This window comes from uncultured Jannaschia sp. (assembly GCF_947494055.1).
Lineage (GTDB): Bacteria > Pseudomonadota > Alphaproteobacteria > Rhodobacterales > Rhodobacteraceae > Jannaschia.
In genome coordinates this window covers 37,863-64,192 of the sequence record NZ_CANLTR010000009.1, presented here as the reverse complement: position 1 = coordinate 64,192, position 26,330 = coordinate 37,863, and the positions used below count along the sequence as shown (strand labels likewise).

24 protein-coding genes, 1 tRNA gene and 1 other RNA gene are annotated in these 26,330 nt (G+C 68.9%); 14 read left to right on the top strand and 12 right to left on the bottom strand.

All coding sequences use genetic code 11. The annotated features are described in order from the left end of the window. Positions 1–139: 139 nt before the first annotated feature. Positions 140–1,171 (top strand): extracellular solute-binding protein, encoded by a 1,032-nt coding sequence (locus tag Q1A87_RS10550; RefSeq protein WP_299650850.1) that lies wholly within the window; start codon positions 140–142, stop codon positions 1,169–1,171. A gap of 43 nt (positions 1,172–1,214) precedes the next feature. On the opposite strand, the gene Q1A87_RS10545 is transcribed toward Q1A87_RS10550, so the two are convergent. Next, the gene (locus tag Q1A87_RS10545) at positions 1,215–1,700 is read right to left on the bottom strand and encodes a DUF4142 domain-containing protein (RefSeq protein ID WP_299650847.1); all 486 of its coding nucleotides are present in this window, start codon (positions 1,698–1,700) and stop codon (positions 1,215–1,217) included. Between the two features lie 163 nt (positions 1,701–1,863). Here Q1A87_RS10545 and ssrA point away from each other — a divergent pair. Next, positions 1,864–2,217, top strand: a transfer-messenger RNA (tmRNA) gene (gene ssrA / locus Q1A87_RS10540). A gap of 3 nt (positions 2,218–2,220) precedes the next feature. Here ssrA and Q1A87_RS10535 read toward each other — a convergent pair. The 4 genes from Q1A87_RS10535 to Q1A87_RS10520 form a co-directional block, all read right to left on the bottom strand. Continuing rightward, entirely contained in the window at positions 2,221–2,676 is a 456-nt protein-coding gene (locus Q1A87_RS10535) for a DUF1499 domain-containing protein (RefSeq protein ID WP_299650844.1), read from the bottom strand. Then, positions 2,676–3,869 (bottom strand): DUF4147 domain-containing protein, encoded by a 1,194-nt coding sequence (locus tag Q1A87_RS10530; RefSeq protein ID WP_299650841.1) that lies wholly within the window; start codon positions 3,867–3,869, stop codon positions 2,676–2,678. The genes Q1A87_RS10535 and Q1A87_RS10530 overlap by 1 nt, the downstream gene beginning before the upstream one ends. A 31-nt stretch (positions 3,870–3,900) precedes the next feature. Then, a tRNA-Leu gene (locus tag Q1A87_RS10525) sits at positions 3,901–3,985 on the bottom strand. A gap of 42 nt (positions 3,986–4,027) precedes the next feature. Continuing rightward, the gene (locus Q1A87_RS10520) at positions 4,028–5,533 is read right to left on the bottom strand and encodes an NAD(P)H-hydrate dehydratase (protein ID WP_299650838.1); all 1,506 of its coding nucleotides are present in this window, start codon (positions 5,531–5,533) and stop codon (positions 4,028–4,030) included. 185 nt (positions 5,534–5,718) lie between these two features. On the opposite strand from Q1A87_RS10520, the gene Q1A87_RS10515 reads away from it, so the two are divergent. The 3 genes from Q1A87_RS10515 to aroQ all read left to right on the top strand — a co-directional run bounded on the left by Q1A87_RS10515 (position 5,719) and on the right by aroQ (position 8,119). Then, the gene (locus tag Q1A87_RS10515) at positions 5,719–6,057 is read left to right on the top strand and encodes a P-II family nitrogen regulator (RefSeq protein WP_299650835.1); all 339 of its coding nucleotides are present in this window, start codon (positions 5,719–5,721) and stop codon (positions 6,055–6,057) included. A gap of 37 nt (positions 6,058–6,094) precedes the next feature. Beyond that, on the top strand, positions 6,095–7,501 hold the full coding sequence (glnA, locus tag Q1A87_RS10510; RefSeq protein WP_299650832.1) for a type I glutamate--ammonia ligase: 1,407 nt from the start codon (positions 6,095–6,097) through the stop codon (positions 7,499–7,501). A gap of 177 nt (positions 7,502–7,678) precedes the next feature. After that, a complete protein-coding gene (gene aroQ / locus Q1A87_RS10505) occupies positions 7,679–8,119 on the top strand; it encodes a type II 3-dehydroquinate dehydratase (protein ID WP_299650829.1) in 441 nt (146 codons plus the stop codon). On the opposite strand, the gene Q1A87_RS10500 is transcribed toward aroQ, so the two are convergent. Beyond that, complete coding sequence (locus Q1A87_RS10500) at positions 8,062–9,261, bottom strand: ROK family protein (protein ID WP_299650827.1); 1,200 nt, start codon at positions 9,259–9,261, stop codon at positions 8,062–8,064. The two genes, aroQ and Q1A87_RS10500, sit on opposite strands and share 58 nt — an antisense overlap. Before the next feature lie 150 nt (positions 9,262–9,411). On the opposite strand from Q1A87_RS10500, the gene Q1A87_RS10495 reads away from it, so the two are divergent. The 4 genes from Q1A87_RS10495 to Q1A87_RS10480 all read left to right on the top strand — a co-directional run bounded on the left by Q1A87_RS10495 (position 9,412) and on the right by Q1A87_RS10480 (position 12,973). Then, on the top strand, positions 9,412–10,431 hold the full coding sequence (locus Q1A87_RS10495) for a sugar ABC transporter substrate-binding protein (protein ID WP_299650824.1): 1,020 nt from the start codon (positions 9,412–9,414) through the stop codon (positions 10,429–10,431). Between the two features lie 96 nt (positions 10,432–10,527). Further along, positions 10,528–11,595 carry an ABC transporter permease gene (locus Q1A87_RS10490; protein ID WP_299650820.1) on the top strand — a complete coding sequence of 356 codons (1,068 nt, stop codon included), beginning with the start codon at positions 10,528–10,530 and terminating at the stop codon, positions 11,593–11,595. Then, positions 11,592–12,365 (top strand): ATP-binding cassette domain-containing protein, encoded by a 774-nt coding sequence (locus Q1A87_RS10485; RefSeq protein ID WP_299650817.1) that lies wholly within the window; start codon positions 11,592–11,594, stop codon positions 12,363–12,365. The genes Q1A87_RS10490 and Q1A87_RS10485 overlap by 4 nt, the downstream gene beginning before the upstream one ends. Continuing rightward, positions 12,362–12,973, top strand: a complete 612-nt coding sequence (locus Q1A87_RS10480) for a phosphoribulokinase (protein WP_299650814.1) — start codon at positions 12,362–12,364, stop codon at positions 12,971–12,973. The genes Q1A87_RS10485 and Q1A87_RS10480 overlap by 4 nt, the downstream gene beginning before the upstream one ends. A 28-nt stretch (positions 12,974–13,001) precedes the next feature. On the opposite strand, the gene Q1A87_RS10475 is transcribed toward Q1A87_RS10480, so the two are convergent. After that, positions 13,002–13,814: a response regulator gene (locus tag Q1A87_RS10475; RefSeq protein ID WP_299650811.1), complete on the bottom strand. Its 813-nt coding sequence runs from the start codon at positions 13,812–13,814 to the stop codon at positions 13,002–13,004. Positions 13,815–13,920: 106 nt separating this feature from the next. On the opposite strand from Q1A87_RS10475, the gene Q1A87_RS10470 reads away from it, so the two are divergent. The 4 genes from Q1A87_RS10470 to mnmH all read left to right on the top strand — a co-directional run bounded on the left by Q1A87_RS10470 (position 13,921) and on the right by mnmH (position 17,544). Further along, positions 13,921–14,085 carry a NepR family anti-sigma factor gene (locus tag Q1A87_RS10470; protein WP_299650808.1) on the top strand — a complete coding sequence of 55 codons (165 nt, stop codon included), beginning with the start codon at positions 13,921–13,923 and terminating at the stop codon, positions 14,083–14,085. Then, positions 14,082–14,651, top strand: a complete 570-nt coding sequence (locus Q1A87_RS10465; protein WP_299650805.1) for an RNA polymerase sigma factor — start codon at positions 14,082–14,084, stop codon at positions 14,649–14,651. Before Q1A87_RS10470 ends, Q1A87_RS10465 begins: the two co-directional genes overlap by 4 nt. 68 nt (positions 14,652–14,719) lie before the next feature. Next, positions 14,720–16,414, top strand: a complete 1,695-nt coding sequence (locus tag Q1A87_RS10460; protein ID WP_299650802.1) for a histidine kinase dimerization/phosphoacceptor domain -containing protein — start codon at positions 14,720–14,722, stop codon at positions 16,412–16,414. A gap of 77 nt (positions 16,415–16,491) precedes the next feature. Then, positions 16,492–17,544 carry a tRNA 2-selenouridine(34) synthase MnmH gene (gene mnmH / locus Q1A87_RS10455; protein WP_299650799.1) on the top strand — a complete coding sequence of 351 codons (1,053 nt, stop codon included), beginning with the start codon at positions 16,492–16,494 and terminating at the stop codon, positions 17,542–17,544. A gap of 39 nt (positions 17,545–17,583) precedes the next feature. Here mnmH and selD read toward each other — a convergent pair whose 3' ends face one another. The 4 genes from selD to Q1A87_RS10435 form a co-directional block, all read right to left on the bottom strand. Next, positions 17,584–19,752 (bottom strand): selenide, water dikinase SelD, encoded by a 2,169-nt coding sequence (gene selD, locus Q1A87_RS10450; protein ID WP_299650797.1) that lies wholly within the window; start codon positions 19,750–19,752, stop codon positions 17,584–17,586. A gap of 67 nt (positions 19,753–19,819) precedes the next feature. Continuing rightward, positions 19,820–20,608 (bottom strand): ATP-binding cassette domain-containing protein, encoded by a 789-nt coding sequence (locus Q1A87_RS10445; protein WP_299650795.1) that lies wholly within the window; start codon positions 20,606–20,608, stop codon positions 19,820–19,822. A gap of 11 nt (positions 20,609–20,619) precedes the next feature. Beyond that, the gene (locus Q1A87_RS10440) at positions 20,620–21,840 is read right to left on the bottom strand and encodes a sugar ABC transporter permease (protein WP_299651035.1); all 1,221 of its coding nucleotides are present in this window, start codon (positions 21,838–21,840) and stop codon (positions 20,620–20,622) included. Between the two features lie 238 nt (positions 21,841–22,078). Next, positions 22,079–23,119: a substrate-binding domain-containing protein gene (locus tag Q1A87_RS10435; RefSeq protein WP_299651032.1), complete on the bottom strand. Its 1,041-nt coding sequence runs from the start codon at positions 23,117–23,119 to the stop codon at positions 22,079–22,081. Between the two features lie 160 nt (positions 23,120–23,279). On the opposite strand from Q1A87_RS10435, the gene Q1A87_RS10430 reads away from it, so the two are divergent. Next, positions 23,280–24,797, top strand: a complete 1,518-nt coding sequence (locus Q1A87_RS10430) for an FG-GAP-like repeat-containing protein (RefSeq protein WP_299650793.1) — start codon at positions 23,280–23,282, stop codon at positions 24,795–24,797. Positions 24,798–24,803: 6 nt separating this feature from the next. Here Q1A87_RS10430 and xylB read toward each other — a convergent pair whose 3' ends face one another. Continuing rightward, positions 24,804–26,258: a xylulokinase gene (gene xylB, locus Q1A87_RS10425; protein WP_299650791.1), complete on the bottom strand. Its 1,455-nt coding sequence runs from the start codon at positions 26,256–26,258 to the stop codon at positions 24,804–24,806. Between the last annotated feature and the right edge of the window lie 72 nt (positions 26,259–26,330).

The window sequence follows — 26,330 nt, the reverse complement described above, 5'->3', positions numbered from 1 at the left end:
CGGATTCATGCGTGAGGTATAGCGGCGGCGCGGCGGATCCATAGGTGTCGCGCCGACGATCGCCTTCCCGGCTCCGCTGGACGTCGCCCGGCCGGCGCCCTAACGTCGGCAGCAAAACAGTCCATTGGGAGACGACCGAATGACCCTACGCGCCCTTCTGCTCGCCGGCGCCGCGACCGCCACCGCGCTGCCCGCCGCCGCTCAGATGACCGTGTTCGACTATGCCGGCTTCGAGGATCCGGAGTTCCATGCCGCCTATATCGAGGAACACGGTGCAAGCCCCGACTTCGCCTTCTTCGGCGACGAGGAGGAGGCGTTCCAGAAGCTCTCCTCCGGCTTCCGTGCCGACGTCACGCATATCTGCGCGGGCTCCGTCACCAAGTTCGAGGAATCCGGCCTCGTCGAGCCGTGGGACCTGTCGCGCATCCCGAACTGGGAGAACCTCAACCGCGACCTGACCGGCGAGGCGGTCGGCGCGGGCGAGGAGGTCTATTTCGTCCCGACCGATTACGGCTCCACCGCCATCGCTTACAACACCGAGGAGGTGCCCGCGGAGGACGTGGCCTCGCTCGACGTGTTCCTGAACCCCGCCTACCAGGGCCGAATGACACTGCCTGACAACGTCGACGACGCCTATGCGCTCGCCTATCTCGCCACCGGCGTCACCGATTGGTCGAACGTCACCGACGCGGAGTTCGAGGCGGCAAGTGACTGGCTGCGGCAGGTGCATCCGAACCTGCGCACCTACTGGACCGACCCGGCGGAACTGGCGCAGCTTCTCTCCTCGGGCGAGGTCCTGATCTCCTGGGCCTGGAACGAAACGCTGCCGACGATGTCCGACGAGGGCTTCCCGATCGGCTTCCAGCGCGAGGCCGAGGAAGGCTCGTCGCTCTGGCTCTGCGGCTACGTCAACATGGCGCAATCAGACAGCGACGAGGATCTGGCCTACGACTACATGAACGCGATGCTCGACCCCTCCGCGACCGAGCCGCTTCTCGCATCGGGCTTCGGCCAATCCAACGAAGTGGCGATGCAGGATCAGGGGGAGGCGGCGCTGGAAGCGTCCGGGCTGGGCCAGATCGACGCGCCGGTCCTCGCGCAGCTGCCAATGGACGGGCAACTCCGCCAACGGCAGGCGGAGGCGTTCGAGCGGATCAAGGCGGGGTTCTGACCCCGCGGGAGGGCCGCCGGAACGACCGGCGGCCCGGCCGGGATCAGGCCATCGAAGCGCGGATGCTGCGCAGCATCACCAGATGCGTCTCGATGCTGGGCACAGCGATCATTGCCGCGCCCTGCGCCATCGGGTCATCGCCCGACGTGGAATAGTCCTGAGCAATGGCAAGGCCCTGCTCGTGCGCTTCGATCTGCCCATCGACATACATCATGTCGAAGGACGCGTCGTCGGCGGCGCGCAGCAACTCTAGCTTGTCGCTCTGCTCCTGCGTCAGCAAAGGCGGCGAATCAGCGGCCCCGAAGGCTTCGGCAATGGCGTTCTGCTCGGCAACCTCCAGTCCGGCGAAGGTCTGGACCGGGGTCGCACCCGAACGCTCCTGCGCGACCTGGCTCGTCAGCTTGGAATAGGTTCCGAGCGCGATCATCGGCTGCTTTGCGGGTGCGAGATCCTGCGCGACGGCGCGGGAGATCATCAGCGGCGCAACCGCGAGGGCGGCGCCGGCACCGAGCATCTGTCGTCTCAACATCGTGTGTTCCTCCATTTGCAGACGGGGTGCGGCCAAACCCGGGCGATCGGCCCGGGTTCCTGCGGGCCTCTGCGACATTCGCGACACTTCGCATCTGTCTGCAGGGACGGGAGAAGGACGATGGATACCGAGCGACATTGCGAGGTCGAGCGGCCCGCCCGAAAGGGTTGAAACGCTGCCCCGCCTCGTCTATCTTCAGATCGTCTTCTTCGGAAGACTATGGCGATAAACGCGCTCGTAATACGCGGTTCGGACCCGGGGGCGGTACCCGGCGACTCCACCAACCTTCCGTTATTGGCGGAGCATGGGGTCGAAACAGGATCGACGGACGTCTAAAGGGGTTAGCTTTTGCCCGGTGAGATACCACCGTTATCGGTTCAAAATGTACAGTTGCCAATAACAACCGTGCTCCGATGGCAATGGCCGCGTAAGCGACCGGAACTATCGAAAAGTTAAGTCCTTGCGCTTAGCGGCGTAAGGCGGGGTTCGCAGGCACCTGGCAACAGAAGCCTGCACTTCCCTACATCTCCGGATCGTCGAGCTTCTCCAGCCAGCGCTCGACACGCTTGCGGTTCACGCCCAGATCGCCGTGCCCGAAGCGCGACCGGCTCCAGATCGTGAGTCGGCTGCCCGTGCCCTCCGGTTCCGCCCGGACCGAGATCGCGTCCGGGTAGCCCATCAGCAGGGAGCGCTGGACATAGGTGGCGAAGCGGTCATGCGGCGTCCCGGCCAGACGGATCGTGCGCGGCTCCGACAGGGCGATCAGGTCGATCTTCGAAAGGAGGTCGGCCGGCGCCTCCGGCCGCAGCACCGCAGCCCGGTCCCCGTCTTCGGCGACGAGGTAGTCGTTCGGCTTTCCCGTCCGTCGGTCGGCATCCGGCGCGACGTGCCAGTCCGACGTCCGCATCGGCGCAAGTCGGACATAGGCGATCCCCGCTAGCAGAAGCGCCAGAGCGACGAGGGCGAACGTCCGCATCACCCGACCCTCAGAATCTGCAAATCCGCCACGTTCGTCCCCGTCCCGCCGGTCATCAGCAGGTCCCCCGCCGCCCCGAGCGCGGGATAGCTGTCGTTCTCGGCCAGCAGCGCCTCCGCGTCGAGCCCCGCCGCCGCGATTCGCCCTAGCGTGCCGTCGTCGACCAGCCCACCCGCCGCATCGGTCGGCCCGTCGCGCCCGTCCGTGCCGCCCGACAGGAACGCCCAGGGCCGGTCGAGATCGCGCAGCGCGAGCGCCACGCGCAGCGCCAGCTCCTGATTCCGCCCGCCCCGCCCCTGCCCGCGCAGCCGCACCGTCGTCTCCCCGCCCCAGAGCGTCATCCCCACGCCGCGACGTGCCGCCGCAGCGACGCGCTCGGCCGCCTCGCGCACATCGCCCGTCAGGGGCGCCTCCTCGAGCTTGGCACCGGGCGCTGCGGCCAGCATCGCCTCCGCCGAGAGCCGGTTCGACCCGACGAGCCGGACAGGTCCCTGCGGTGTCGCATCCGGCCCCGGCCGCGCGAGCGCCGCCCGGCAGCTTGCGGGCACCTTGTCCCACAGGCCTTCCGCCTCGAGCAGGGCACGCGCCGCTCCCGGCCCCCCGGCCGGCGGCACGGTCGGGCCGGACGCGATCACGGAAAGGTCGTCGCCCACCACGTCCGACAGGATCAGCGTCTCGACCGTCGCAGGCGCCGCTGCCCGTGCGAGCCCGCCGCCCTTCAGACGGCTCAGATTCTGGCGCACGAGGTTCATCGCGGTGATGTCGAGCCCGGAGGCGAGCAGCAGGCGCGACACCGCGGCCTTGTCGGCGAGCGTCACCCCCTCGACCGGTGCCACCGCGAGGGCCGAGGCTCCACCCGAGATCAGCGCGAGCACACGGTCCTCGACCCCGAGTTCCGCGACCTGCGCCAGTGCGGCCTCCCCTGCCGCGGCGGAACCGGGGCCGGGCACGGGGTGCTCGCCGACCATGACACGCGCGTTCGGCAGATCGCTTGCATTCTCCGCGTTGGTGACGACGAGGCAGGGTGTGCCGGGGAACCGGTCGTAAGCGGCGCGGGCCATCGCAACGGAGGCCTTGCCGAGCGCGACGATCACGCTGGGCGCAGCTGCTTCGGACAACGCCTCCGTTACGGCCGGGCCCGGATCGGCCCGGCGCAACCCGGCCGCGAAGATGTCGATGAGTTCGTCCCGCATGCCCCCTCCCTCTCCGGCCGGGGGCCGGGATTGGTGCGGGTGAAGGGACTCGAACCCCCACGCCTCGCGGCGCCAGAACCTAAATCTGGTGCGTCTACCAGTTCCGCCACACCCGCTCCGTCGCCGCTCCTAGCACCGCGCCGCGACGACAGAAAGACCTACGGCATCCCGGCGGACGGACCGTCACGTTCGCCGGCCAGACGGGCGAAGACCCGCGGCAGCGCCTCCGGCAGATCCTCCGCGATGAGGCCGGGACCGAAGGACCGCGCCGCCTCGACATGCAGCCAGGCCCCCAGCCCGGCCGCGTCGAACGGCGCAAGGCCCCGCGCCAGAAGCCCTGCGATCATCCCCGCCAGCACGTCGCCCGCCCCGGCGGTGGCGAGCCACGGCACGGCCCGCTCGTAGACCGCCGGATTGATGGCCGTTCGCCCGTCCGGCGCCGCGATCACCGTGTCCGGCCCCTTCAGAAGTATCGTGGCGCCGGCGGCGTCGGCCGCATCGCGCACCGCGTCGACCTTCGAATAGGCCGGACCCGTCGCGACCTCGCCCTGCAAGCGCCTCGCGATGTCGGGAAACAGCCGCGCGAACTCGCCGGCATGCGGCGTCAGCACGCAGCCATCGTGAAGACGGCCGCGCAACGCGTCCGACCCGGCAATCAGGGTGAGCGCGTCGGCATCGAATACCGCGGCGCGCCCGCTTTCCAGCACCGTCGCGACGAGCGCCGTAGCCCGGTCGTCGGTGCCGAGGCCCGGTCCGAGGCAGAGCGCGTTGAGCCGGTCGTCCTCCAGCATCGCGCCGAGCGCCGCGGCATCGTCGCAGCGCTTCACCATCAAAGCGCTCACCTGCGCCGCGCATTCCATCATCGCCGCCCCCGGCACGGCGAGGGTCACCAGCCCGGCGCCGATCCGCAAGGCCGCACGGGCCGACATCCGCGCCGCCCCGGTCCGCGCCATCCCGCCGGTCAGGACCAGCGCGTGACCGTGTTCGTATTTGTGGCCCGCGCGCTTGTCCCACCCCGACGGCCGGTCGATCAGTCGCGTCGCCGCGTCGGGCATCGCGTCGCCGAGGCCGATACCGACGATACGCAACGCCCCGCAATGTGCCGGCCCGTCTGCAAGGAAATGGCCCCGCTTCGGCGCGTGGAAGGACAATGTCAGATCGGCGCGGATCACCGCTGTCCCGACGGGCCGGCCGCTATTCGAGCAAAGCCCCGACGGCATGTCGAGCGCGACGACGCGGCCCGTCGGCACTGCGCCGAGCGGCAGGTCGACGGGACGCGACAGGCCGATCCCGAACAGCGCGTCGACGATCAGATCGGCGGGTGGAAGTGGCGCGGCCTGCGACCATGTCGCCGTCGTCAGCGGCCGGACATGCCCCGACCGCGACCATTCCTGGCAGTTTACCCGTGCATCGGGCGGCAAGGCATCGGGCTCGCCGTAGAGGAAGACCTCGACGTCCCAGCCGCGGTCGCGCAGCAGGCCCGACACGACGAAACCGTCGCCGCCGTTGTTTCCCGGCCCGCAGAGCACGAGCGCCCGACCCGGCGCGGCGGCGAGATCGGGCCAATGCGCGAGAATCGCCTCGACCGCGCCCTGCCCCGCACGCGCCATGAGGTCGCGACCCGTCGCCCCGCCTGCCAGCGCGGCGTCCTCGACGTCCCGCATCTGTCGGGCCGTCAAAGCCGTCGGAGGCAAGCGTTCGCCATCTGCCCAATTATTGATCACGTCGCCTAATTCCTGATCCCGCGGCCAGATTCCCTGCCGCTCCCGGATGCAGTGGCAGGCTAGGCGATTGTGACCGCAGGTCCAGACTGCAAACAGCCTCGGGACGGTCCGGAGGTAAGCGAGACATGAAAAAGATCGAGGCCATCATCAAGCCGTTCAAACTGGACGAGGTGAAGGAAGCCCTGCAGGAAATCGGCATCCAGGGCCTGTCGGTCACCGAGGTGAAGGGGTTCGGCCGCCAGAAGGGCCACACGGAGCTCTATCGCGGCGCCGAATACGTCGTGGACTTCCTGCCCAAGGTGAAGGTCGAGGTCGTCCTGTCCGACGATCAGGTCGAGACGGCGGTCGACGCGATCGTCGCCGCGGCCCGCACCGACAAGATCGGCGACGGCAAAATCTTCGTCTCGCCCGTCGACCAGGCGATCCGCATCCGCACCGGGGAAGCCGGCGACGACGCCATCTGACCGCAAATCTTACGATAGGGAATACGAGGGGAATACCATGAGCAACAGCGACGTTCTCAAGCTGATGAAGGACGAGGAGGTCGAATATGTCGACATCCGCTTCACCGATCCGCGCGGCAAGCTGCAGCACGTGACGGTGATGGCCGATCAGGTCGACGAGGACTTCCTCGAGGAAGGCTTCATGTTCGACGGCTCGTCGATCGCCGGCTGGAAGTCGATCGATCAGTCCGACATGAAGCTGATGCCCGACACGGAAAGCTGCTACATCGATCCGTTCTACGCCGAGAAGACGCTCTGCGTGCATTGCTCCGTCTCCGAGCCCGATACCGGCGAGGCCTACGACCGCGATCCGCGCGCGACCGCCGAAAAGGCCGAGGCCTACCTCAAGGCGTCCGGCATCGGCGACAGCGCCTTCTTCGGCCCCGAGGCCGAGTTCTTCCTGTTCGACGACGTCCGGTTCTCCAACAGCATGAACAAGGTGGGCTTCGAGGTGGATGCGGCCGACGCATCCTGGAACACCGGCACCGAATACGAGATGGGCAACATGGGCCACCGGCCCGGCGTCAAGGGCGGCTACTTCCCGGTCAACCCGACCGACGCGGCGCAGGACCTCCGTTCCGAGATGCTGTCGACGATGAAGCGTATCGGCATGAAGGTCGACAAGCACCACCACGAGGTCGCCTCCTGCCAGCACGAGCTGGGCCTGATCTTCGGCACGCTCACCAAGCAGGCCGACGAGATCCAGAAGTACAAGTACGTGATCCACAACGTGGCGCACGCCTACGGCAAGTCGGCCACCTTCATGCCGAAGCCCATCGCGGGCGACAACGGCACCGGGATGCACGTCAACATGTCGATCTGGAAGGACGGCAAGCCGCTCTTCGCGGGCGACCAGTACGCCGACCTGTCGATGGAGGCGCTGTACTTCATCGGCGGCATCCTGAAGCACGCCAAGGCGCTCAACGCCTTCACCAACCCCGCGACCAACAGCTACAAGCGCCTGATCCCGGGCTTCGAGGCGCCCGTCCTGCGCGCCTATTCCGCGCGCAACCGCTCCGGCTGCGTCCGCATCCCGTGGACGGAATCCCCGAAGGCCAAGCGCGTCGAGGCCCGCTTCCCCGACCCGTCAGCGAACCCCTACCTCGCCTTCGCGGCGCTGCTGATGGCCGGGCTCGACGGGATCAAGAACAAGATCCATCCGGGCGACCCGTCCGACAAGGATCTCTACGACCTGCCGCCGGAGGAACTGGCCTCGATTCCGACGGTCTGCGGCTCCCTGCGCGAGGCGCTCGACGAGCTGGAGAAGGACCACGAGTTCCTGCTGGCCGGCGACGTGTTCACCCGCGACCAGATCCTGGGCTACACGGAGCTGAAATGGGGCGAGGTGCATGCCTACGAGCACACGCCGCATCCGATCGAATACCAGATGTACTACAGCTGCTGAGCCATGCTCCGCGGCAGGGAGGGCGCCTTCGGGCGCCCTTCTTCGTTCCGCAAGGGCGGGCACCCGGAGCGGACGTCGGAGCCTCCGGCGGGGATATTTTGGAAGCAAAGATGTAGGGGCGGGGCTGGTCCGAGGCCGGACCGCGCGCTAGGCGGGGAGCGACGTCGGGAGGCACGCATGGCCGAGATCACCATCCTCAACGGTCCGAACCTGAACCTGCTCGGGCAGCGGCAGCCGGAGATCTACGGCCGCGAGACGCTGGCCGATGTCGAGGCGTCCTGCCGGGCGCTCGACCTCGCCGCGATCACGTTCCGGCAGTCGAACCACGAAGGGCAGCTCGTCGACTGGATACAGGAAGCGCGCGGCGCGGCGGACGGCATCGTCATCAACCCCGGGGCCTACAGCCACACCTCGATCGCCATCCTCGACGCGCTCAATACCTACGAGGGGCCGGTGGTGGAGGTGCACATCTCCAACATCCACCGCCGGGAGGCGTTCCGCCATCATTCCTATGTGTCCGCCCGGGCCGACGCGGTGATCGCCGGGCTCGGGACCGAGGGCTACCGCGCGGCGCTGCGCTGGATCGCGGGGCGCGCGCCGGCCTCGGGCATGAGGTAGCCGCGCACGATGGGCTGGTAGGCCGAGCCAAGCGCGCCGGCCATCCGGCCGAGACTGCCTTCGATCACCTCCGGCGGCGTGAGGCCGCGCGTCTCCATCCGGCGCAGGCGCTTCGCGACCAGATCCGCGAGGCGCGTGCGGATCTCCGGGGGGAAGCTGCCGTCGAGGACGATCGTCGGCACGGCAAGCACCGCGGTGACGGAGATCGCGGCGGAGGCCAGATGCCGGGCGGTCCGGTCGAGCCAATCGCCGAGGATCCCGTTGAAGCCGGTCCAGTCCATTCCTGCGAGGTCGTCGTTCCGCCCGATCCGTCCGGCCTCCACGAGACGACGTTCCAGCAGGTAGATCGAGGCGTGGTCGATGAGCTGGTGTCCGAGACGCCCTTCCCGCTCGACGGGCAGCGAGCCGAAGGCCCCGGCATTGCCGTCGGCCCCCTCGAACAGCCGGCCGTCGAGCACGATGCCACCGCCGACGAAGGCGCCGACGAAGAAATACGCGAAGTTCGCCAGCTCCCTGCCCCGCCCGAAGACCTGCTCGCCACAGCAGGCGAGCGTCGCGTCGTTGCCCTCGGTGACCGGCAGGCCGGTGATCGCGGCCATCCGCGCGGCGAGGTCGGCGTCGCGCCAGACCTCCATCTCCGCCCGCGGCGCGCCAAGCTGGTCCAGCCAGTTCCACAGCTCGAACGGCGCCGCGATGCCGAGCCCCGCGATCCGCGCCCCTTGCGCCAGCATGCCCGTCAGACGCGGAGCGGCCCCGCCCACGAAGGTCTCGATGCCCGACGGGGTGGGCCAGGCATAGGACAGCGTCTCGGTTCCACGGACGCCGCCGACGAAATCCATCAGCACGAGATCCGCCCGCCGCCGGCCAATCCGGAGGCCGAGCGAGAACAGGCCGTCCGGCGCGAGCGTCAGCGGGATCGACGGCTTGCCGACGCGGCCCCGGACCGGGGCGCCGCGCAGGATGAGCCCGTCGGCCTCGAGCGCGCGGCTTAGCACGCTCGCCGCCTGCGCCGACAGGCCGAGGCTGCGCGCCACCCCCCCGGCCGCGATCGGGCCCTGGCGTTGCACGACGGAGAGGAATGCCCGCTCGGTCGCGCCACGCGGTACGGCCGACGCACGCGGCGCGCTGGAATCGTCCGGCATCTCTCCTCCCCGATGCGACGCACGACGCGCAGGATGCCGTATCGGTCGAATTAATCAAGTGAGTTTACTTATTGACGGAACGATCCCGGTTCGGCATATCCTTCGCTCGATCCCGCGCCGGGAGGGTGCGGACCTGACGGGAGGAACATCATGAAGAAACTGCTCGCCGGAACGGCTCTCGCCGTTCTCGCCACCACCGGTGCGGCCTTCGCCCAATCGGCCGAGGGCGCAACCGCGTGCCTGATCACCAAGACCGACATCAACCCGTTCTTCGTGAAGATGCGCGAAGGCGCGACCGCGAAGGCCGAGGAACTCGGCATGAACCTGCAATCCTATGCCGGCGAGGTCGACGGCGACCACGAGGCGCAGGTGGACGCGGTCGAGACCTGCATCGCCGCGGGCGCCAAGGGCATCCTGATCACCGCCTCGGACACCGCCGCCATCGTCGAGCCGCTGCAGCGCGCGCGCGACCAGGGCATCCTCGTCATCGCGCTCGACACGCCGCTGGAACCGATCGACGCCGCCGACGCGACCTTCGCCACCGACAATTTCGAGGCCGGCCGCCTGATCGGTGCTTGGGCCGCGGCGACGGTGGAGGATCCGGAGAACGCCAAGATCGCCATGCTCGACCTGAACGAGAGTCAGCCGACCGTGGGCGTGCTGCGCGACCAGGGCTTCCTCGAAGGCTTCGGCATCGACCTGGGCGACGACAGCATGTGGGGCGACGAGGACGATTCGCGCGTGGTCGGCCACGAGGTCACGCAGGGCAACGAGGAAGGCGGCCGCACGGCGATGGAGAACCTGCTGTTGCAGGATCCGGAGATCAACGTCGTCTACACGATCAACGAGCCGGCCGCCGCCGGCGCCTACGAGGCGATCCGCGCGCTCGGCCGCGAGGACGACGTGCTCATCGTCTCGGTCGATGGCGGCTGCCCCGGCGTGCAGAACGTCGCCGAGGGCGTGATCGGCGCGACGTCGCAGCAATATCCACTCGACATGGCGTCGCTCGGGATCGAGGCGATCGCGAAATACGTCGAGGACGGCACCATGCCGGAGACGTCCGAAGGGCTCGACTTCACCAATACGGGCGTGAACCTCGTCACCGACGCGCCGGTCGACGGCGTCGCGTCGATCCCGGTCGCCGAGGGGCAGGATCGCTGCTGGGGCTGATGCCCTGATTGTCGAGGGCGGCCGCCTCGCGGCCGTCCGGACATCCTGATCCCGGCGGGCGCCCGCGCGCCCCCGGGCCATTCGAGGGGGAGCCGCATGGTCGATACCGCCGAAGTCCGCGCCGAGGAAAGCATCGCCGAGTTCGAGCATGGCCGACGCGGCCCGCTCGCGCAGTTGCAGCACCTGCTGCACAACGTGCCGACCCTGGTTCCAATCATCATTTTGACGCTGTCGGTGATCGCCTTCGCGATCGCGACCGACGGGCGGCTGCTGAACGGGCTCGCCATCAAGATCACGCTGGAGCAGACGGCGATCGTCGCGATCCTCGCCTGCGCGCAGACGCTGATCATCCTGACCGCCGGGATCGACCTGTCGGTCGGCGCGGTGATGGTGCTGAGCTATGTCTGCATGGGACATCTCGGCGTGACCTATGGCGTGCCCGCGCCGCTCGCCGTGCTTGCGGGGATGCTCCTCGCGATGGCGCTCGGCACGGTGAACGGCCTTCTGGTCACGCGCGTGCGCCTGCCGCCCTTCATCGTCACGCTGGGCATGTGGCAGATCGTGCTGGCGACGGTCTATCTCTACACCGGCTCGCAATCGATCCGCAGTCAGGACATCGATGCGAACGCGCCGCTCCTCAAGGTGTTCGGCGCGCGGGTGGAGGTCGGCGACTGGCCGCTCCGCATCATGGGCGCGCCGACGATCTGGGCGGTGATCCTCGTCATCCTGCTCTTCGCGACCTTCTGGTACGTGCTGAACCGCACCGCCTGGGGCCGGCACGTCTATGCCGTGGGCGACGACCGGGAGGCGGCGGAACTGGCCGGCGTGCGCGCCGACGGGGTCCTCCTCTCGGTCTACGTCGTCGCCGGCGCCATCGTCGGACTTGCGGCCTGGGCCGCGATCGGACGGGTGGGCTCGATCTCGCCGTCGAGCTTCGCGGAGGCCAACCTCGATTCCATCGCCGCCGTGGTGATCGGCGGCACGTCGCTCTTCGGCGGGCGCGGCACCATCCTCGGCACGCTGTTCGGTGCGTTGACGGTGGGGGTCTTCGCGACCGGATTGAAGCTCGCCGGAGCGAACCCGCAATGGGTGCTCTTCGCGTCGGGCTGCCTGATCATCCTTGCCGTGGCGCTCGACCAATGGATCCGGAGGATCTCGGTATGACCGAACCCATGCTGAAGGCGCGTGGCCTGATCAAGCGGTACGGCCGCGTCACCGCGCTCGACCGTTGCGACTTCGACCTGATGCCCGGCGAGATCCTCGCGGTGATCGGCGATAACGGCGCGGGGAAGTCCTCGCTCATCAAGGCGCTGTCGGGCGCGGTCGTGCCCGATGCCGGGGAGATCCAGCTCGAGGGTCGCCACGTCCGCTTCACCAGCCCGACGCACGGGCGCGAGGCGGGGATCGAGACGGTCTACCAGACGCTCGCCATGTCCCCGGCCCTCTCGATCGCCGACAACATGTTCATGGGCCGCGAGATCCGGCGGCAGGGCGTGCTCGGCTCCGTGTTCCGGATGCTGGACCGGCCGGCGATGGAGAACTTCGCGCGGCGCAAGCTCTCCGATCTCGGATTGATGACAATCCAGAACATCAACCAGCCGGTCGAGACGCTTTCGGGCGGTCAACGCCAGGGCGTGGCGGTGGCGCGGGCGGCGGCGTTCGGCTCCAAGGTCATCATCCTCGACGAGCCGACGGCGGCCCTCGGCGTCAAGGAGAGCCGCAAGGTGCTCGACCTGATCCTCGACGTGAAGTCGCGCGGTATCCCGATCATCCTCATCAGCCACAACATGCCGCATGTCTTCGAGGTCGCCGACCGTATCCATATCCATCGCCTTGGCCGGCGGCTGACGGTGATCGACCCGAAGGATTATTCGATGTCGGACGCGGTGGCCTTCATGACCGGCGCGAAACTGCCCGACGGCGCGGAGGCGTGATCGCGGGCGCGCCGCCCGATCCGGTCCGGCGCATCCTCGACCTCCCGCCGGGACGTCGGCTGGTCGCCCTGGCGGGGCCGCCGGCCGCGGGGAAGTCCACGTGGGCCGAAAAGCTGGCGTCCGCGGTCCGCGAAGGCGGCCGCAGCGCGCAGGTCGTGCCGATGGACGGCTTCCATCTCGACAACGGCACGCTCGACGTGCTGGGCCTCAGGCCGCGGAAGGGGGCGCCCGCGACCTTCGACGTATTGGGCCTGCTGTCGCTGGTGCGAGCGGTGCGGACCGGCGGGTCGCAGCCCTATCCGACCTTCGATCGCGCGGCCGACGCCGTCATCCCAGACGGCGGGCGGCTCGAAGCGGAGGTGGCGATCTTCGAGGGGAACTACCTGCTCCTCGACGCCCTTCCCTGGCGGGCGCTGCACCCGTTCTGGGATTTGACGCTACGGCTCAATGTGCCGGAGACGGTGTTGCGCGAGCGGCTGCTCCGGCGCTGGCGCGACCACGGGTTCGATGCGGATACGGCCCGGGCGAAGGCGGAAGGCAACGACCTTCCGAACGCGCGGCAGGTGCTTTCGGGCTCCCGCCCGGCGGACATCGTCCTTCGGGACTGATGCCGCCGGCCCGCGGGCGCCGCGCGGATCAGGCGCGCAGCGTCTCGGTGGAGGCGAAGAACATCGCCTGACTGACGGCGGACTGGACCTGATCTTCCTTGTAGGGCTTGGAGATCAGGAAGGCCGGTTCCGGCCGGTTCCCGGTGAGCAGACGCTCCGGGAAGGCGGTGATGAAGATCACCGGCATGTCCGGCATCGCGACGAGGATGTCGTTCACCGCGTCGATGCCCGAGGAATTGTCCGCGAGCTGGATGTCGGCAAGGATCAGGTCCGGCCGCTCGCGCGCACCGAGTTCCACCGCTTCCTGCCGCGTGCGGGCGACGCCGGTCACGGAATGGCCCAGCTCCTCGACGATGGCGCTGAGATCGGCGGCGATGATCGGCTCGTCCTCGATCACCATGATCCGGCCGCTCGTCGAGGCTTCCATGTCGGACCGGGCCGTTGCGATCAGATGGCGCACCTCGTCGCGGTCGATTTCCATGATCGCGGCGATCTCCTCGATCGAGAATTCCTCCACGGTCGAGAGCAGAAGCGCCTCGCGCGTGTTGGGCCCGAGCGACTTCAGCGCGCGCTGGGCGCGGCCCACCATGCCGCTCACTTCCTCGGGAACCGGCGCTCCGGCGGAACCCCAGATGGCGTGAAAGCATTTATAGAGTGCGACGCGGGTCCGCGGCTCGGCTTCGAAGATGGACCGATCCTGCAGGATCGCCTCCAGCGTCGCGATGGCATAGCTGTCTCCACTGCTCTGCGAGCCTGTCAGGGCCCGCGCGTACCGGCGGAGATACGGAAGTTCGCTGGCGATGCGGTCGGAGAGGTCGGCTGTCCCATCGGTCGTCGTCATGTAGTCACGCTTTCGCTTATTTTTTCCGGAACAAAACCGGATAGCGGTCGTTCGGTTCCGAGACACGTGCGATTATCTCGCCCACGACTCAGGATAGCAAGCCACCATGACCAAGCCGAAACAGGACGAGCGCGATCGGGTCGCCGCCTTGATCGATCACAATTTGAGACTCGTCTATTCGGACTTGGCGGAAGAGGACCTACCTGACCGCTTCAAGGACCTTCTTGCGGTCCTGAAGGCACAGGACACGGAGTCAGGCAGCAAATCATGACGAGACCTGAGAAGGGGAACGATCCCCGCGAAGCGATGCTCGACCATCTGCCGGCTTTGCGCGCCTTCGCGCTGAGCCTGACGCGGAACGGTGCGACCGCCGACGACATGGTGCAGGACACCGTGGTCAAGGCCTGGACGAACATGGACAAGTTCCAGCCGGGGACGAACATGCGTGCCTGGCTGTTCACGATCCTGCGCAACACCTACTATTCGAGCCGCCGGAAGCTGAACCGGGAGGTGGCCGATCCGGAGGGGACGATGGTGGCCGGGCTCTCGGTCAAGCCTGATCATGACGGGCACCTGAACCTCACGGATTTCAAGAAGGTCTTCGAGACGCTGCCCGACGAGCAGCGCGAGGCCCTCATCCTCGTCGGCGCCTCCGGCTTCAGCTACGAGGAGGCCGCGGATATGTGCGGCGTGGCGATCGGCACGATCAAGAGTCGTGCCAATCGCGGCCGCGCCCGCCTGACGGAGCTGCTGCAGCTCGACGGGAACTCGCCGATCGAGATGACGGACAACGCGACGATGGCCGTCGTCGCGGGCGGCGGGAGCGTCTTGCGCTGACACCGAGCGGCAAGATACCCGATCCCTGGTATCAGAGCCTCAAGGTCCGGCTCGTTGCGATGCTGTCGGTGGCCCTTCTGCCGATCGGGCTGCTCGACGTGTTGCAGGCACAGAACGTGGCGGAAACGGCGCGGGACAACGCGGAACTCGCCCTTCTCGCGTTGACCGAGCAGGCCGCTGTGCAGGAACGTCTCGCTATTGGACAAGCGTTCGGGACCGAGGCCGTGCTCGCCTTGCTCCTGCCGGAACTTGCCGAGGAACCGGACCGCTGCAGGCAGTTCATGCAGTCGATCGTCACGGCGAACGACCGATTCACCTTCGCGGGTTTCGTGGAGGCGGATGGCGATGTCGACTGCACCTCCGACGGGAAGACACGCGATATCGGGAGCAATCCCGAGGTGGAGCGATTGTTCGCGAACCCGGTCAACACGGTGACCTCCTCCGAGATCGTGCGGATCGGCGAGACGCCCATCCTGAATGTCGTGACGCCGGTCTTCGCACCAGACGAGACTCTGTTCGGCCTGGTTCTGATCGCTATTCCGCATGCCAGCCGCACGCAGGAGGAGGTCGGGGCACAGGAACAGATCGACGGGTCCGGCACCCGGGTCGGAGGCGCATTGATCGACCTTGTTACGTTCAACGCCAGCGGTTCGATCCTGACGGCAAGCCGGTCGCCTGAGGAACTCGAGATGATCCTGCCCGCGCAGACCTCGTTCCTCGATCTCGCCGGCACGCGACCGACAGCGAAAAGCGCGCTCGACCGCGCCGGAAATTCCCGAATCTACACGGTCGCGCCGATCCAGCAGCAGCGTCTTTACGTGATGGGGATCTGGGACGGCGAGGCCAGCCTCGCGCGTCAGGACAGTCATGCCCTTGCCAGTTCCGTCCTGCCCGCGTTGATGTGGTTGGTCAGCCTCGGCGTCGCGCTTTTCGCCGTGCATACGCTCGTCCTGCGGCATCTCACCCGGCTCGGCCGGCAGATGGCGCTCTTCGCGGCGGCGCGACGCCTGCCTCCGGAGACGGCGAGCGAAACGCCCCCGACCGAGATCCAGCGAATCCAGCGGGCCTTTCTCGACATGACCGACGCGCTGGTGCGCGACGAGGCTTCGCTCGAGAACGCGGTCCGCGAGAAATCGGTGCTGGTCAAGGAGATCCACCACCGGGTGAAGAACAACCTCCAGCTGATCTCCTCGATCATCAGCCTGCAGATCCGCTCGGTGGAGGGGAGCGAGGCGAAGCACGCGCTGCGGCAGACGCAGGATCGCGTACTCAGCATGGCGACGATTCACCGCGACCTCTACCAGACCTCGGAGACCGGTCTCGTCGACGTCACGCATCTCGTCCACGAGGTCGTCACCAAGTCGATCGAGACCGCGCCGGACGGCGAGACCATCACGCTCGACCTCGAGACCGACGACATCCGGCTGTTCCCCGATCAGGCGGTGCCGATGTCGCTCCTGGCCTCGGAGGCGGTCATCAACGCGATCAAGCACATGCCGCCGCCGCGCACAGGCGGATTGCAACGTCGGATCGAGGTCGAGTTGCGCGAGGATACCGAACGGAACTGCCTGTTCAGCATCTCGAACTCGACTTTCCGCGAGGAGGCTCCACGTCCGCAGAGCAAGGGCATGGGCCGCAAGCTCATGCGCGCCTTCGCCACGCAGCTCGGCGCGAAGATCGAGACGCAGGAGCGCGACGGCATCTACCGCCTGACCGTGGAGTTCAAGGCGTCGGAATTTTCGCCGGCCCCCGGAACGTTCTAGGCCGGGTCGGGGATTGCGGTTGCGGCCATCGACGCTCCCCCTCGCCTCCCCCGCCCGGCCCGGCTAGAACCCCGCCGATGTCCTATACGCTACCCAGCCTGATGCCCGACGGCCCGCCCTTCGACGAGGTGATCGACGTGCGCGCGCCGCAGGAATTCGCCGAAGACCACATGCCCGGTGCGATCAACCTGCCCGTGCTGTCGGACGCGGAGCGTGCGCGGGTCGGCACGATCTACGTGCAGCAGGACCGTTTCCTCGCCCGCAAGATCGGCGCGGCGTTGGTCGCGCGCAACGCCGCGGCGCATATCGAAGGCCCGCTCGCGGACCGTGGGGGCGGCTGGCGGCCGCTCGTCTATTGCTGGCGCGGCGGGCAGCGGTCGAACGCCTTCGCCTCGATCCTCGCGCAGATCGGATGGCGGGTGGAGGTGCTCGACGGCGGCTACCGCAGCTACCGCCGGCTCGTGTCGCGCCGGCTCTACGAGGCGCCGCTCGGCCTGCGCCTGATCGTCGTCGATGGCGGTACGGGGTCCGGCAAGACCGAGCTCCTGCACCGGATCGCGGCGGTGGGCGGACAGATCGTCGACCTCGAAGGGCTCGCGCGTCACCGGGGTTCCAATTTCGGCGCCATGCCGGGCGGGCAGCCGGCGCAGAAGATGTTCGAGTCGCAACTCGCGCGGGCGCTCGACCGGCAGGACCCGGCACGGCCCGTCTTCGTCGAGGCGGAAAGCAACGCGATCGGCCGCCTGCGCCTGCCGCCCTCGCTCTGGACGGCGATGGGGCGGGCCGAGACGCTCCGGCTCGAAGCCAGCTCCGAGGCGCGCGGACGGTTCCTGACGACCACCTATCCGGACCTGACCGCGGATGCGGACCTGCTGGCGAGGCGCATCGACACGCTGCGCCCCTACCATTCGCGTGACCAGGTCGCGGCGTGGCATGCGATGGCGGCCGAGGGGCGTCACGCGGAGATGGCGCGGGATCTGATCGAGCGGCATTACGACCGGCGCTACCGCGACAATTCGGGCGGCCGGACGGAGATCGGACGGATCGATCTGGGCGGGCTCGATGAGACGGACCTGGACCGCGCGGCGGAGCGGGCCCTTAGGATCGCGGAACGCGTGCCGGTCGAATGACGCCCGGTTGCCGGGCCGGGCAGTTCCCGGCCGCTGGTGTCAAAGACAGCGCAAGACGGGATCTTCCGTGATCGTCCCGATCCGCACCGCGTCGTGCCCGGCCGCCCGCAGGCGTTCGACCAAACTCGGCGCCATCTCCGGATCGACCGCGGCGAGCAATCCGCCCGCCGTCTGCGGATCGTGCAGCAGCGTGCCGCGCGGCCCCGCCGCCCCGATCACCGGCGCCGCCGCGACATTCGACGGATAAAGAGTCGAGCGCACCGCCGCCTCCGCGAGCGCCAGCGCACCCGCGTAAACCGGCACGTCGTCGAGCGCGATTTCCGCGCCGAAGCCGCTCGCCCGGCAGATCGCCGAGAGATGCCCCGCGAGTCCGAACCCGGTCACGTCGGTCATCGCGTGCGCGCCCGCGAGGATCGCCGCCGCGTCGCCCTGCGGTCGCGACATCGCCGCCAAGGCGGCCATGACGTCGCGTCCCCGCGCCCGTCCTGCCATCTCCCCCGCGAGCAGGGTCCCGCTGCCGATCGGGCGGGTGAGCAGGAGCGCGTTGCCCGGTCGCGCGCCCCCATGGCCGATCGGCATGCCATCGTGCAGGCCGGTGATCGCGAACCCGACGGTCAGTTCCGCGCCCATCGTGGTGTGTCCGCCCACGAGGTCCGCTCCCGCGTCGCGCAGGACCGCGCCAGCAGCCGCCATCATCTCGGCGAGCGTCCGTCGCTGCAGCTCCTCGGACATGCGCGGCAGGACGAGGTTCGCAAGCGCCGCCTGTGGCGCCGCGCCCATCGCCCAGACGTCGCCCAGGGCATGGATCGCGGCGATCCGTGCCATCAGCGCGTGATCCTCGGTGAACGCGCGCAGGTGGTCGGTCGTGAAGACCTGACGCCCCGGCCCGGCCCGCAGGACCGCCGCGTCGTCCCCGGGTTGGGACAGCACGTCGTCACGCGCCGGGGGCGGCATCGCGGCCAGCACCGTTCCGAGCGCGCCCGCCCCGACCTTCGAGCCGCAGCCACCGCAGAGCGGCGCATCGCCCGTGACGTCGCGAACGCCATCGGCGACGATTGCCGGCAGCGGGGTTCGCGCCATCGTCGGCAGGTCGGTCAGCTTCGCCATGAACCGCCGGTCGATCCGATCCTTCCAGCGCCAGAGCCACGACCCCGCCACGGCGAATCCGGCCTTTTCCGCCACCGCATGTTTTCCACCGAGCGAAATCAGCTTGAGATAGGTCCGCTGCGGCCGGTAGGTCCGGAGAGAGCCACCCGACAGAGCGGCGCGCAGGTTGCGGTGCAGGACCGGCGCGGCGCGGACGGCATAGACGCCGGCCTTCGGGCGGGGCGCGTGGGTCAGATGCGCGCAATCGCCCGCCGCGAACAGGTCCGCCCGCCCCTCGACCGCGAGCGTCGGACCGACGCGGACGAAGCCTTCGTGGACGGGCAGGCCGGACTGCGCCAGCCAAGGATGGGCGCGTGCCCCAGTGGCGCCGACGACGAAGGCCGCGGGAATCGTCGCGCCCCCCGCCAGCGCGACGTGGTCCGCATGGATGGCCGCGACCTCGACGCCGGTCCGCAGGACGACGCCCAGTCCCTCCATCGCGTCTAGCAGACGCCGTCGCGCCCGCCGGCCGGCGCCGGTCAGGTCCGGCGCCGCCTCGAGGACCGTCACGCGTGCCGCAACGTCCGCCTCACGAAACGCGTGCGCCATCGCCATCGAGAGCTCGATCCCGGCCACCCCGCCGCCGATCACCGCGACACCGGCCGGCGCGCCCGTCCGGGCCGCTGCGAGATGCGCCCGCCAGCCCCGCGCGAAGAGGTCGAGCGGCTTGGCAGGCGTGCCGTGCTCGGCGAAGCCCGGCAGGTCCGGCATGTCGGAATGTATGCCCACATCGAGCGACGCGACGTCGTATTCGATGCGCCCGCGTCCGGCGACGGTGACGCGCCGCGCCTCGGCGTCGATCCCGGTCACCGCCCCGTCGATCAGCCGCGCGCCGGCGAAGCGCGCCAGCCGCACGAGGGCGATGTCGAGCGCGTCGCGGTCGTAATGGCCGGCGACGTGGCCGGGCAGCATGCCCGTATAAGGCGCGTCGGCTCCGGGATTGACCATCGTGACCCGAACGCCCGGCAGCGGGTCCATGCCCCAGCGACGCAGGACCAACGCATGCGCGTGGCCGCCGCCGACGAGCAGCAGGTCGCGGGTCAGGGGAATGTCGGCTTGCATGGCGGGCCCTCGCGAACGGCGCGGGGCCGGTCCTGCCGCCCCGGAGGGACGGCGTCAATGCGACGGCTCAGGCCGGCACGGGCTCGCGCTTCGGGTTCTTGCCCATGATGATCATCGACAGGATGTCGTCCTCGGTCACGTCCTCGACGCGCTCGGTTCCGATCATCTGGCCGTTCTTCATCACCGAGACGCGGTCGCAAAGCTCCATCATCTCCCGCGTGTCGTGGGAAATGAGGAAGATGCCCAGGCCCTGCGCCTTCAGTTCGTGGATCAGGTCGGCCACCATCTTCGTCTCGTGGACGCCGAGCGCGGCGGTCGGCTCGTCCATGATCAGGATCTTCGCGTTGAAATAGACCGCGCGGGCGATGGCGACCGATTGCCGCTGTCCGCCGGAAAGCGCGCTGACCGGCTCGCTGAACTTGCGGAAGTTCGGATTGAGCTTGGCGAGGATCTTCCGCGTCTCGGCTTCCATCTTGGCGTCGTCCACGAAGCCCAGCGGCGTCGTCAGCTCGCGGCCGAGGAAGAGGTTGGAGGCGGCGTCGAGATTGTCGGCGAGCGCGAGCGTCTGGTAGATCGTCTCGATGTTGTGGCGGCGGGCGTCGGCGGGGCTGTCGATTTCCACCCGCTCGCCATTTATGAGGATCTCGCCCGAGTCCTTTTTATAGGCGCCCGACAGGATCTTGATCAGCGTCGACTTGCCTGCGCCGTTGTGCCCGAGGAGGCCCACGACCTCGCCCGGATAGAGGTCGAGCGAAACGGCATCGACCGCCTGCACGCCGCCGAACGCGATGGAGATGTCGCGAAGCTCGACCAGCGGCGTGCCTCCGGCCTGTCTTGCGGTCTGCGTCTGGGCCATCTGTCCCTCCCTCACTTCGATCTGCGGCGGTAGAGGATGTCGAGCCAGACCGCGAGGACGAGCACGCCGCCCACCACGACCCGCTGCATCGCGGCGTCGAAGCCCACGAGCACCATGCCCGTCTGAAGCGACTGCATCACCAGCGCGCCGAGGATCGCGCCGTAGATGGTGCCGATCCCGCCGGCGAGCGAGGTGCCCCCGATGACGGCGGCCGCGATCACGAAGAGTTCGTCGAGCTCGCCCAGGGCATTGGTCGCCGAGTTGAGACGGGCCGAGGCGACGACGGCGGAGAGCCCGGCGAGGAAGCCCATGATCGCGAAGATCTTGACCGTCATCATCCTGGAATTGATGCCCGCGAGTTCCGCCGCTTCCGGATTGCCGCCGATCGCGTAGACGTAGCGGCCGAAGCGCGTCATCCGCATGACGACCGACATGACGATGGCCACGGCGAGCAGGATCAGGACCGGAATCGCGAAGCCGTGCGAGATCTCGAGACCGCCCTCCGGGACCGTTATCCCCTCGGCTTCGGCGTAACGGCGCACGATGCCCGAGGGCCAGTAATACGCGTTCACCAGCTGCACGGCCCCGATGACCACGGCGCAGCCGAGTGCGGCGAGCACCGCCTCGGCCCAGATCGGACGCAAGGGGAAGTGGAAGCGTACGCGCTGACGACGGCCGAAGGCGATGAGTCCGATCACCGCGACGCAGCCGATGATGCCCACGATCCAGGAGCCGACCGCCCCGATCGAACCGTAGGGCCCGCCGCCCAGAAGCGAGAAGGTCGGATCGACGGGCGAGATCGTCTCGCCGCGGGCGACGAGGAAGGCCGCGCCGCGCCAGACGAGGAGCCCGCCCAGCGTCACGATGAAGGCCGGGATGCGTCCGTAGGCGATGAGCGCGCCGTGGAACGCGCCGATCGCGGTCCCGATCGCGAGGCCGCAGAGGATGGCGATGATCCAGATCAGCGGATGCCCGAGGCCCAGATATTGCGGCAGGATGTTCACCTGCACGACGCCCATGATGATGGCGCAGAAGCCGAGGATGGACCCGACCGACAGGTCGATGTTGCGGGTGATGATGACGAGCACCATGCCGCAGGCCATGATCCCGATGGAGGAGGTCTGGACCGTCAGGTTCCAGAGGTTCCGGGGCGTCAGGAACGCACCGAACCCGTTGGCCAGCTCACCGTAGACGTGGAACCCGACCCAGATCAGCGCGAGCGCGCCGACCATGCCGAGGAGTCGGGTATCCAGTTCGGTCGCGCCGACGAACCGGGCGAAGAGATTGCCACGGCGCGGCCCCTGCCCGCCATGTGCCGCGACGTTGTCGGTCGCGGTATTGCTGGTGTGGTCGGTCATTCCCCGTCCCGTCTTCCGTGCCCCGGACCGTCTCCGGGGAAAGTCTCGACCGCCGGGACCGATCGGCCCCGGCGGGCAGGTCCCGGCGTCGTCGGCACCGGGACCATCGCGATCAGCCTTCGCAGGCGGCGACGCCGGCCTCGGCGCCCTCGCAGGCCTGTTCCTGGCTGATGTGACCGGCATCGATCACCTCGTTCAGGTTGTCCTGCGTGATCGGAGTCGGCTCGAGGAAGATGGCGCTCATCTCCACGCCCTTCTCGCCGCCGGACCATTGCTCGGCCCCCTCGACGTCGGACATGGCCGTCCCTTCCGCAAGCGAGACGGCGATCTCGGCGGCGCGCTTTCCGAGCTCGTTCGAGTTCTTCCAGACCGAGACGGTCTGCGTGCCGCGCGCGACGCGGTTCAAAGCAGCGAGGTCGCCGTCCTGTCCGCCCACCGGCAGCCCTTCCATGCCCTGATCGGAGAGCGCCGCGATCACGCCGCCGGCCATGCCGTCGTTCTCGGCCAGGACCGCGTCGATCTCGTTGCCGGTCTGCGTCAGGCACTGCTCCATGTTCTGCTGCGCGTTGTTGGGCTGCCAGCCATCGGTGAAGGACTCGCAGGCGATATTGATCGTGCCGGCTTCGACGTCGTCGCCGATCACTTCCATCATGCCCTCGAGCAGGAACAGCGCGTTCGGGTCGCCCGGATCACCCTTGATGATGGCGAAGTTGCCCTCCGGCTGCGCCTCGGTCACCGTCTCGGCGATGATGCGGCCGACGCCCTTGTTGTCGAAGGTGATGTAGAAGGCGCGCTCGTCCTCGATCAGGCGGTCGTAGCCCACGACGGGAATGCCGTTGTCGTCGGCGGCCTGGATCGCCGGGCCGATCGCGTCCTTGTCCATCGCGAGGATGATGAGGGCGTCGGCGCCCTGGGTGATCAGGGCCTCGATATCGGTGAGCTGCTTGGCGGCGGAGGCCTGCGCGTCGGCGGAGATGTAGGTCGCGCCGGCGGCGTCGAGTGCCTCCTTGATGGCGGCCTCGTCGGTCTTCCAGCGCTCCTCCTGGAAGTTCGACCAGCTGACGCCGATCGTCGGGCCGTCCTGCGCCAGGACGGCGCCGGACGTGGCGAGGGTGGCGATCGCGGTGGCGCTCGCCAGAACGGTTCTTTTCATCATTCGGATGTCCTCCCAGACTCTGTCGCGGTATGGTTCGACCGCTGCGGCGTTCTTCGCCTCGGCGCAGACCATGCTCAGGAAAGCCGTGCGCGTCAAACTGAAACCCGGTCCGGGACCATGCCGGAAGATGCCGAAATCCTGTCCGACGCGTCACGACGTGGCGTCAATCCTGTTAGCGGTCACATCTTGCCTCGCCGGGCCGGTCGCGGCCGCGGAACCGCGATTTGTCGATCGGGCGGCCGCCCTGCCCGTCAGCCACGAATATCTCGGGGGCTGGGCGCATTTCGTGGGCGGCGGCGTCGCCCTCTTCGACTGCAACGGCGACGGACGATCGGACCTGTTCGCTGCCGGCGGAGAGGCGCCCGCCACGCTTCTCGTCAACACGTCCGAACCCGAAGGGACGATCCGGTTCGAACCAGGCGAGATGGGCGGGCTTGCCGGCGTGACCGGGGCCTATCCGCTCGATCTCGACGGCGATGCGATCGTGGACCTCATGGTCCTGCGCAACGGCCCGAACGTGGCGCTACGCGGCCACGGGGATTGTACCTTCTCTGACGCGACCGCGGCGTGGGAGCTCCCCGCGGGCGAGGAATGGTCCACGGCCTTCGCCGCGACCTGGGAGGGGGACGCCGCGCTGCCGACGCTGGCGATCGGGAACTACGTCGACGCGGACGATCCCGAGGGGCCGTTCGGCACATGCGACACGAACTGGCTGCTCCGACCGGAGGGGCGGCGTTACGGCGTCCCGGTGCCGCTCGAACCGGGCTTCTGCCCGCTGTCGATGCTGATCTCGGACTGGCGCCGGGACGGGCGGCCGATGCTGCGGATTTCCAACGACCGGCAATATTATATCCGCGACGGCTACGAGCAGATGTGGTCGCTCGATCCGCTGCGGGAACTCGGTCCCGAGGACGGGTGGGATCCGCTGATGCTGTGGGGCATGGGCATCGCCAGCCGCGACCTGACCGGCGACGGGCTGCCGGAGGTGTTCCTGACCTCGATGGGCGACCAGATGCTGATGACGAATGACGGCGAGCGGTTCGAGATCGTTCCCTACGAGACCGGCACCTTCGCGCAGCGGCCCTTCACCGGCGGCGACGGGCGCCCCTCCACCGGCTGGCACGCGGAGTTCGCGGACGTGGACAACGACACGCGGCCCGACCTCTTCATCGCCAAGGGCAATGTCGACCAGATGCCGGGGCTGGCGATGGCGGACCCGAACAACCTTCTGATGCAGCAGGCCGACGGGACCTTCGCGGAGCGGGCGGACGTCGCGGGGATCGCCACGACGGAGCGGTCGCGTGGCGCCGGCTTCGCCGACCTGAACGGGGACGGGCGTCTCGACCTCGTCGTGGTGAACCGCCGTGCGCCGCTCGAAGTCTGGCAGAACGCGACCGAGGGAACGGGGAACTGGCTCGCCGTCGATCCGCGACAGGACGGGCCGAACGCCTATGCCGTGGGCGCATTCGTGGAGCTGCGCGTCGGCGACCTCGTACAGACGCGGGAGCGCACGGTCGGAGGCGGGCATGTCAGCGGCAGCCTCGTGCCGCTGCATTTCGGGCTCGGGTCCGCGGAGCGGGCGGAATTGCGCGTGACCTGGCCCGACGGCACTATGTCGCCCTGGCAGCCGGTCGCGGCCGGCGCGGTACACCGGGTGAACCGCGCCGCGAAGTGACCGGGATCAGGCCGTCGCGCCCGAGATCGCCGGATACAGGGCGCGGTATCGCTGCCATGCGGCGCCGTAGCGCTCGGTCAGGTCGGCGCGGGGCTCGATCGTCTCGCCGATCTCCGGCGGGGTCATGATGGCGGCCGGATCGGCCCCGGTCTCCGCCGCGATGGCGAGCCGCGCCGCGCCGAGCGCGCCGCCGAACTCGCCGCCCGCCGGAATGCCGAGCGGCAGGTTCAGCACGCTGGCCAGCGTCTCCAGCCAGTAGCGCGACCGCGCGCCGCCGCCCATCGCGATGAGGTGGTCGAGCTTCGTTCCCGTCCCCTCCAGCGCCGCGAGGCAATCGCGCAGCGCGAAGGACACGCCCTCGACCACCGCCTGCGTCATGTCGGTGGTGTCGTGCGCCACGTCGAGCCCGACGAAGGCCCCGCGCATCCGGGCGTCGTTATGCGGCGTCCGCTCGCCCGAGAGATACGGCAGGAACGTCAGGTCGGACGGGCCGGAAACCTTGTCCGGCAGCTTCCCCATCAATTCGCCCGCCGCGGTACCCACATTGCGGGACAGCCAGTTCAGGCAATCGGTGGCGGCGAGGATCACCCCCATCTGGTACCAGCGGTCGGGCACGGCGTGGCAGAAGGTGTGCACCGCCGAGGCCGGGTCGGGCGCGTAGCTGTCCTTCGCCGCGAGCAGCACCCCGGACGTGCCGAGCGACAGGAACCCCTGCCCTTCCGCGAAGCACCCCGCCCCGCAGGCCGCGGCGGCGTTGTCGCCCGCCCCGCCGGCGACGACCACCCGACCGGAGATGCCCCAGCGCTGCCGCAGCGTTTCTCGCAGGTCGCCGCTGACCTCGCTCCCTTCGCAGAGATCGGGCATCTGGTCGCGCCGCATGTGCCCCGCCTCGAGCGCCGCGTCCGACCACGCGCGCGCGCCGGTGTCGAGCCAGGACGTGCCGGCGCTGTCGGACATGTCGCCGACGTGGCCGCCGGTCAGCCAGAAGCGCAGGTAGTCCTTGGGCAGCAGGACCTTGGCGATGCGGGCGAAGACCTCCGGCTCGTGCGCCTTCACCCACAGGAGCTTCGGCGCGGTGAAGCCGGGGAAGACGATGTTGCCCGTGATGTCGCGAATGCCCGGCACTGCGTCGAGCCGGGCGGCCTCCGCCGCCGAGCGGGTGTCGTTCCACAGGATGCAGGGCCGCAGGACCGCGTCGTCCGCATCCAGGAGCGTCGCGCCGTGCATCTGGCCGCTGAGCCCGATGCCGCGCAACGCGGCGATCGCGTCGCCGTGCCTGGCCTGCAATTCGTCGATCGCCGCCTCGCAGGCCGCGATCCAGTCCGCCGGGTCCTGCTCGGACCAGCCCGGATGCGGATGCGGGTTGCCGTAGGGCCGCTCCACCCCGTCGATGACGCGTCCGTCCGCGTCGGTCAGGATGGCCTTCAGTCCCGACGTGCCCAAATCCATTCCAAGATACATGCCGGTCTCCCCGTCGCCCCGTTTCGGGCGCATCGTGGAGATTGCGGCGCGCGACCGCAATGCCACGCGGAC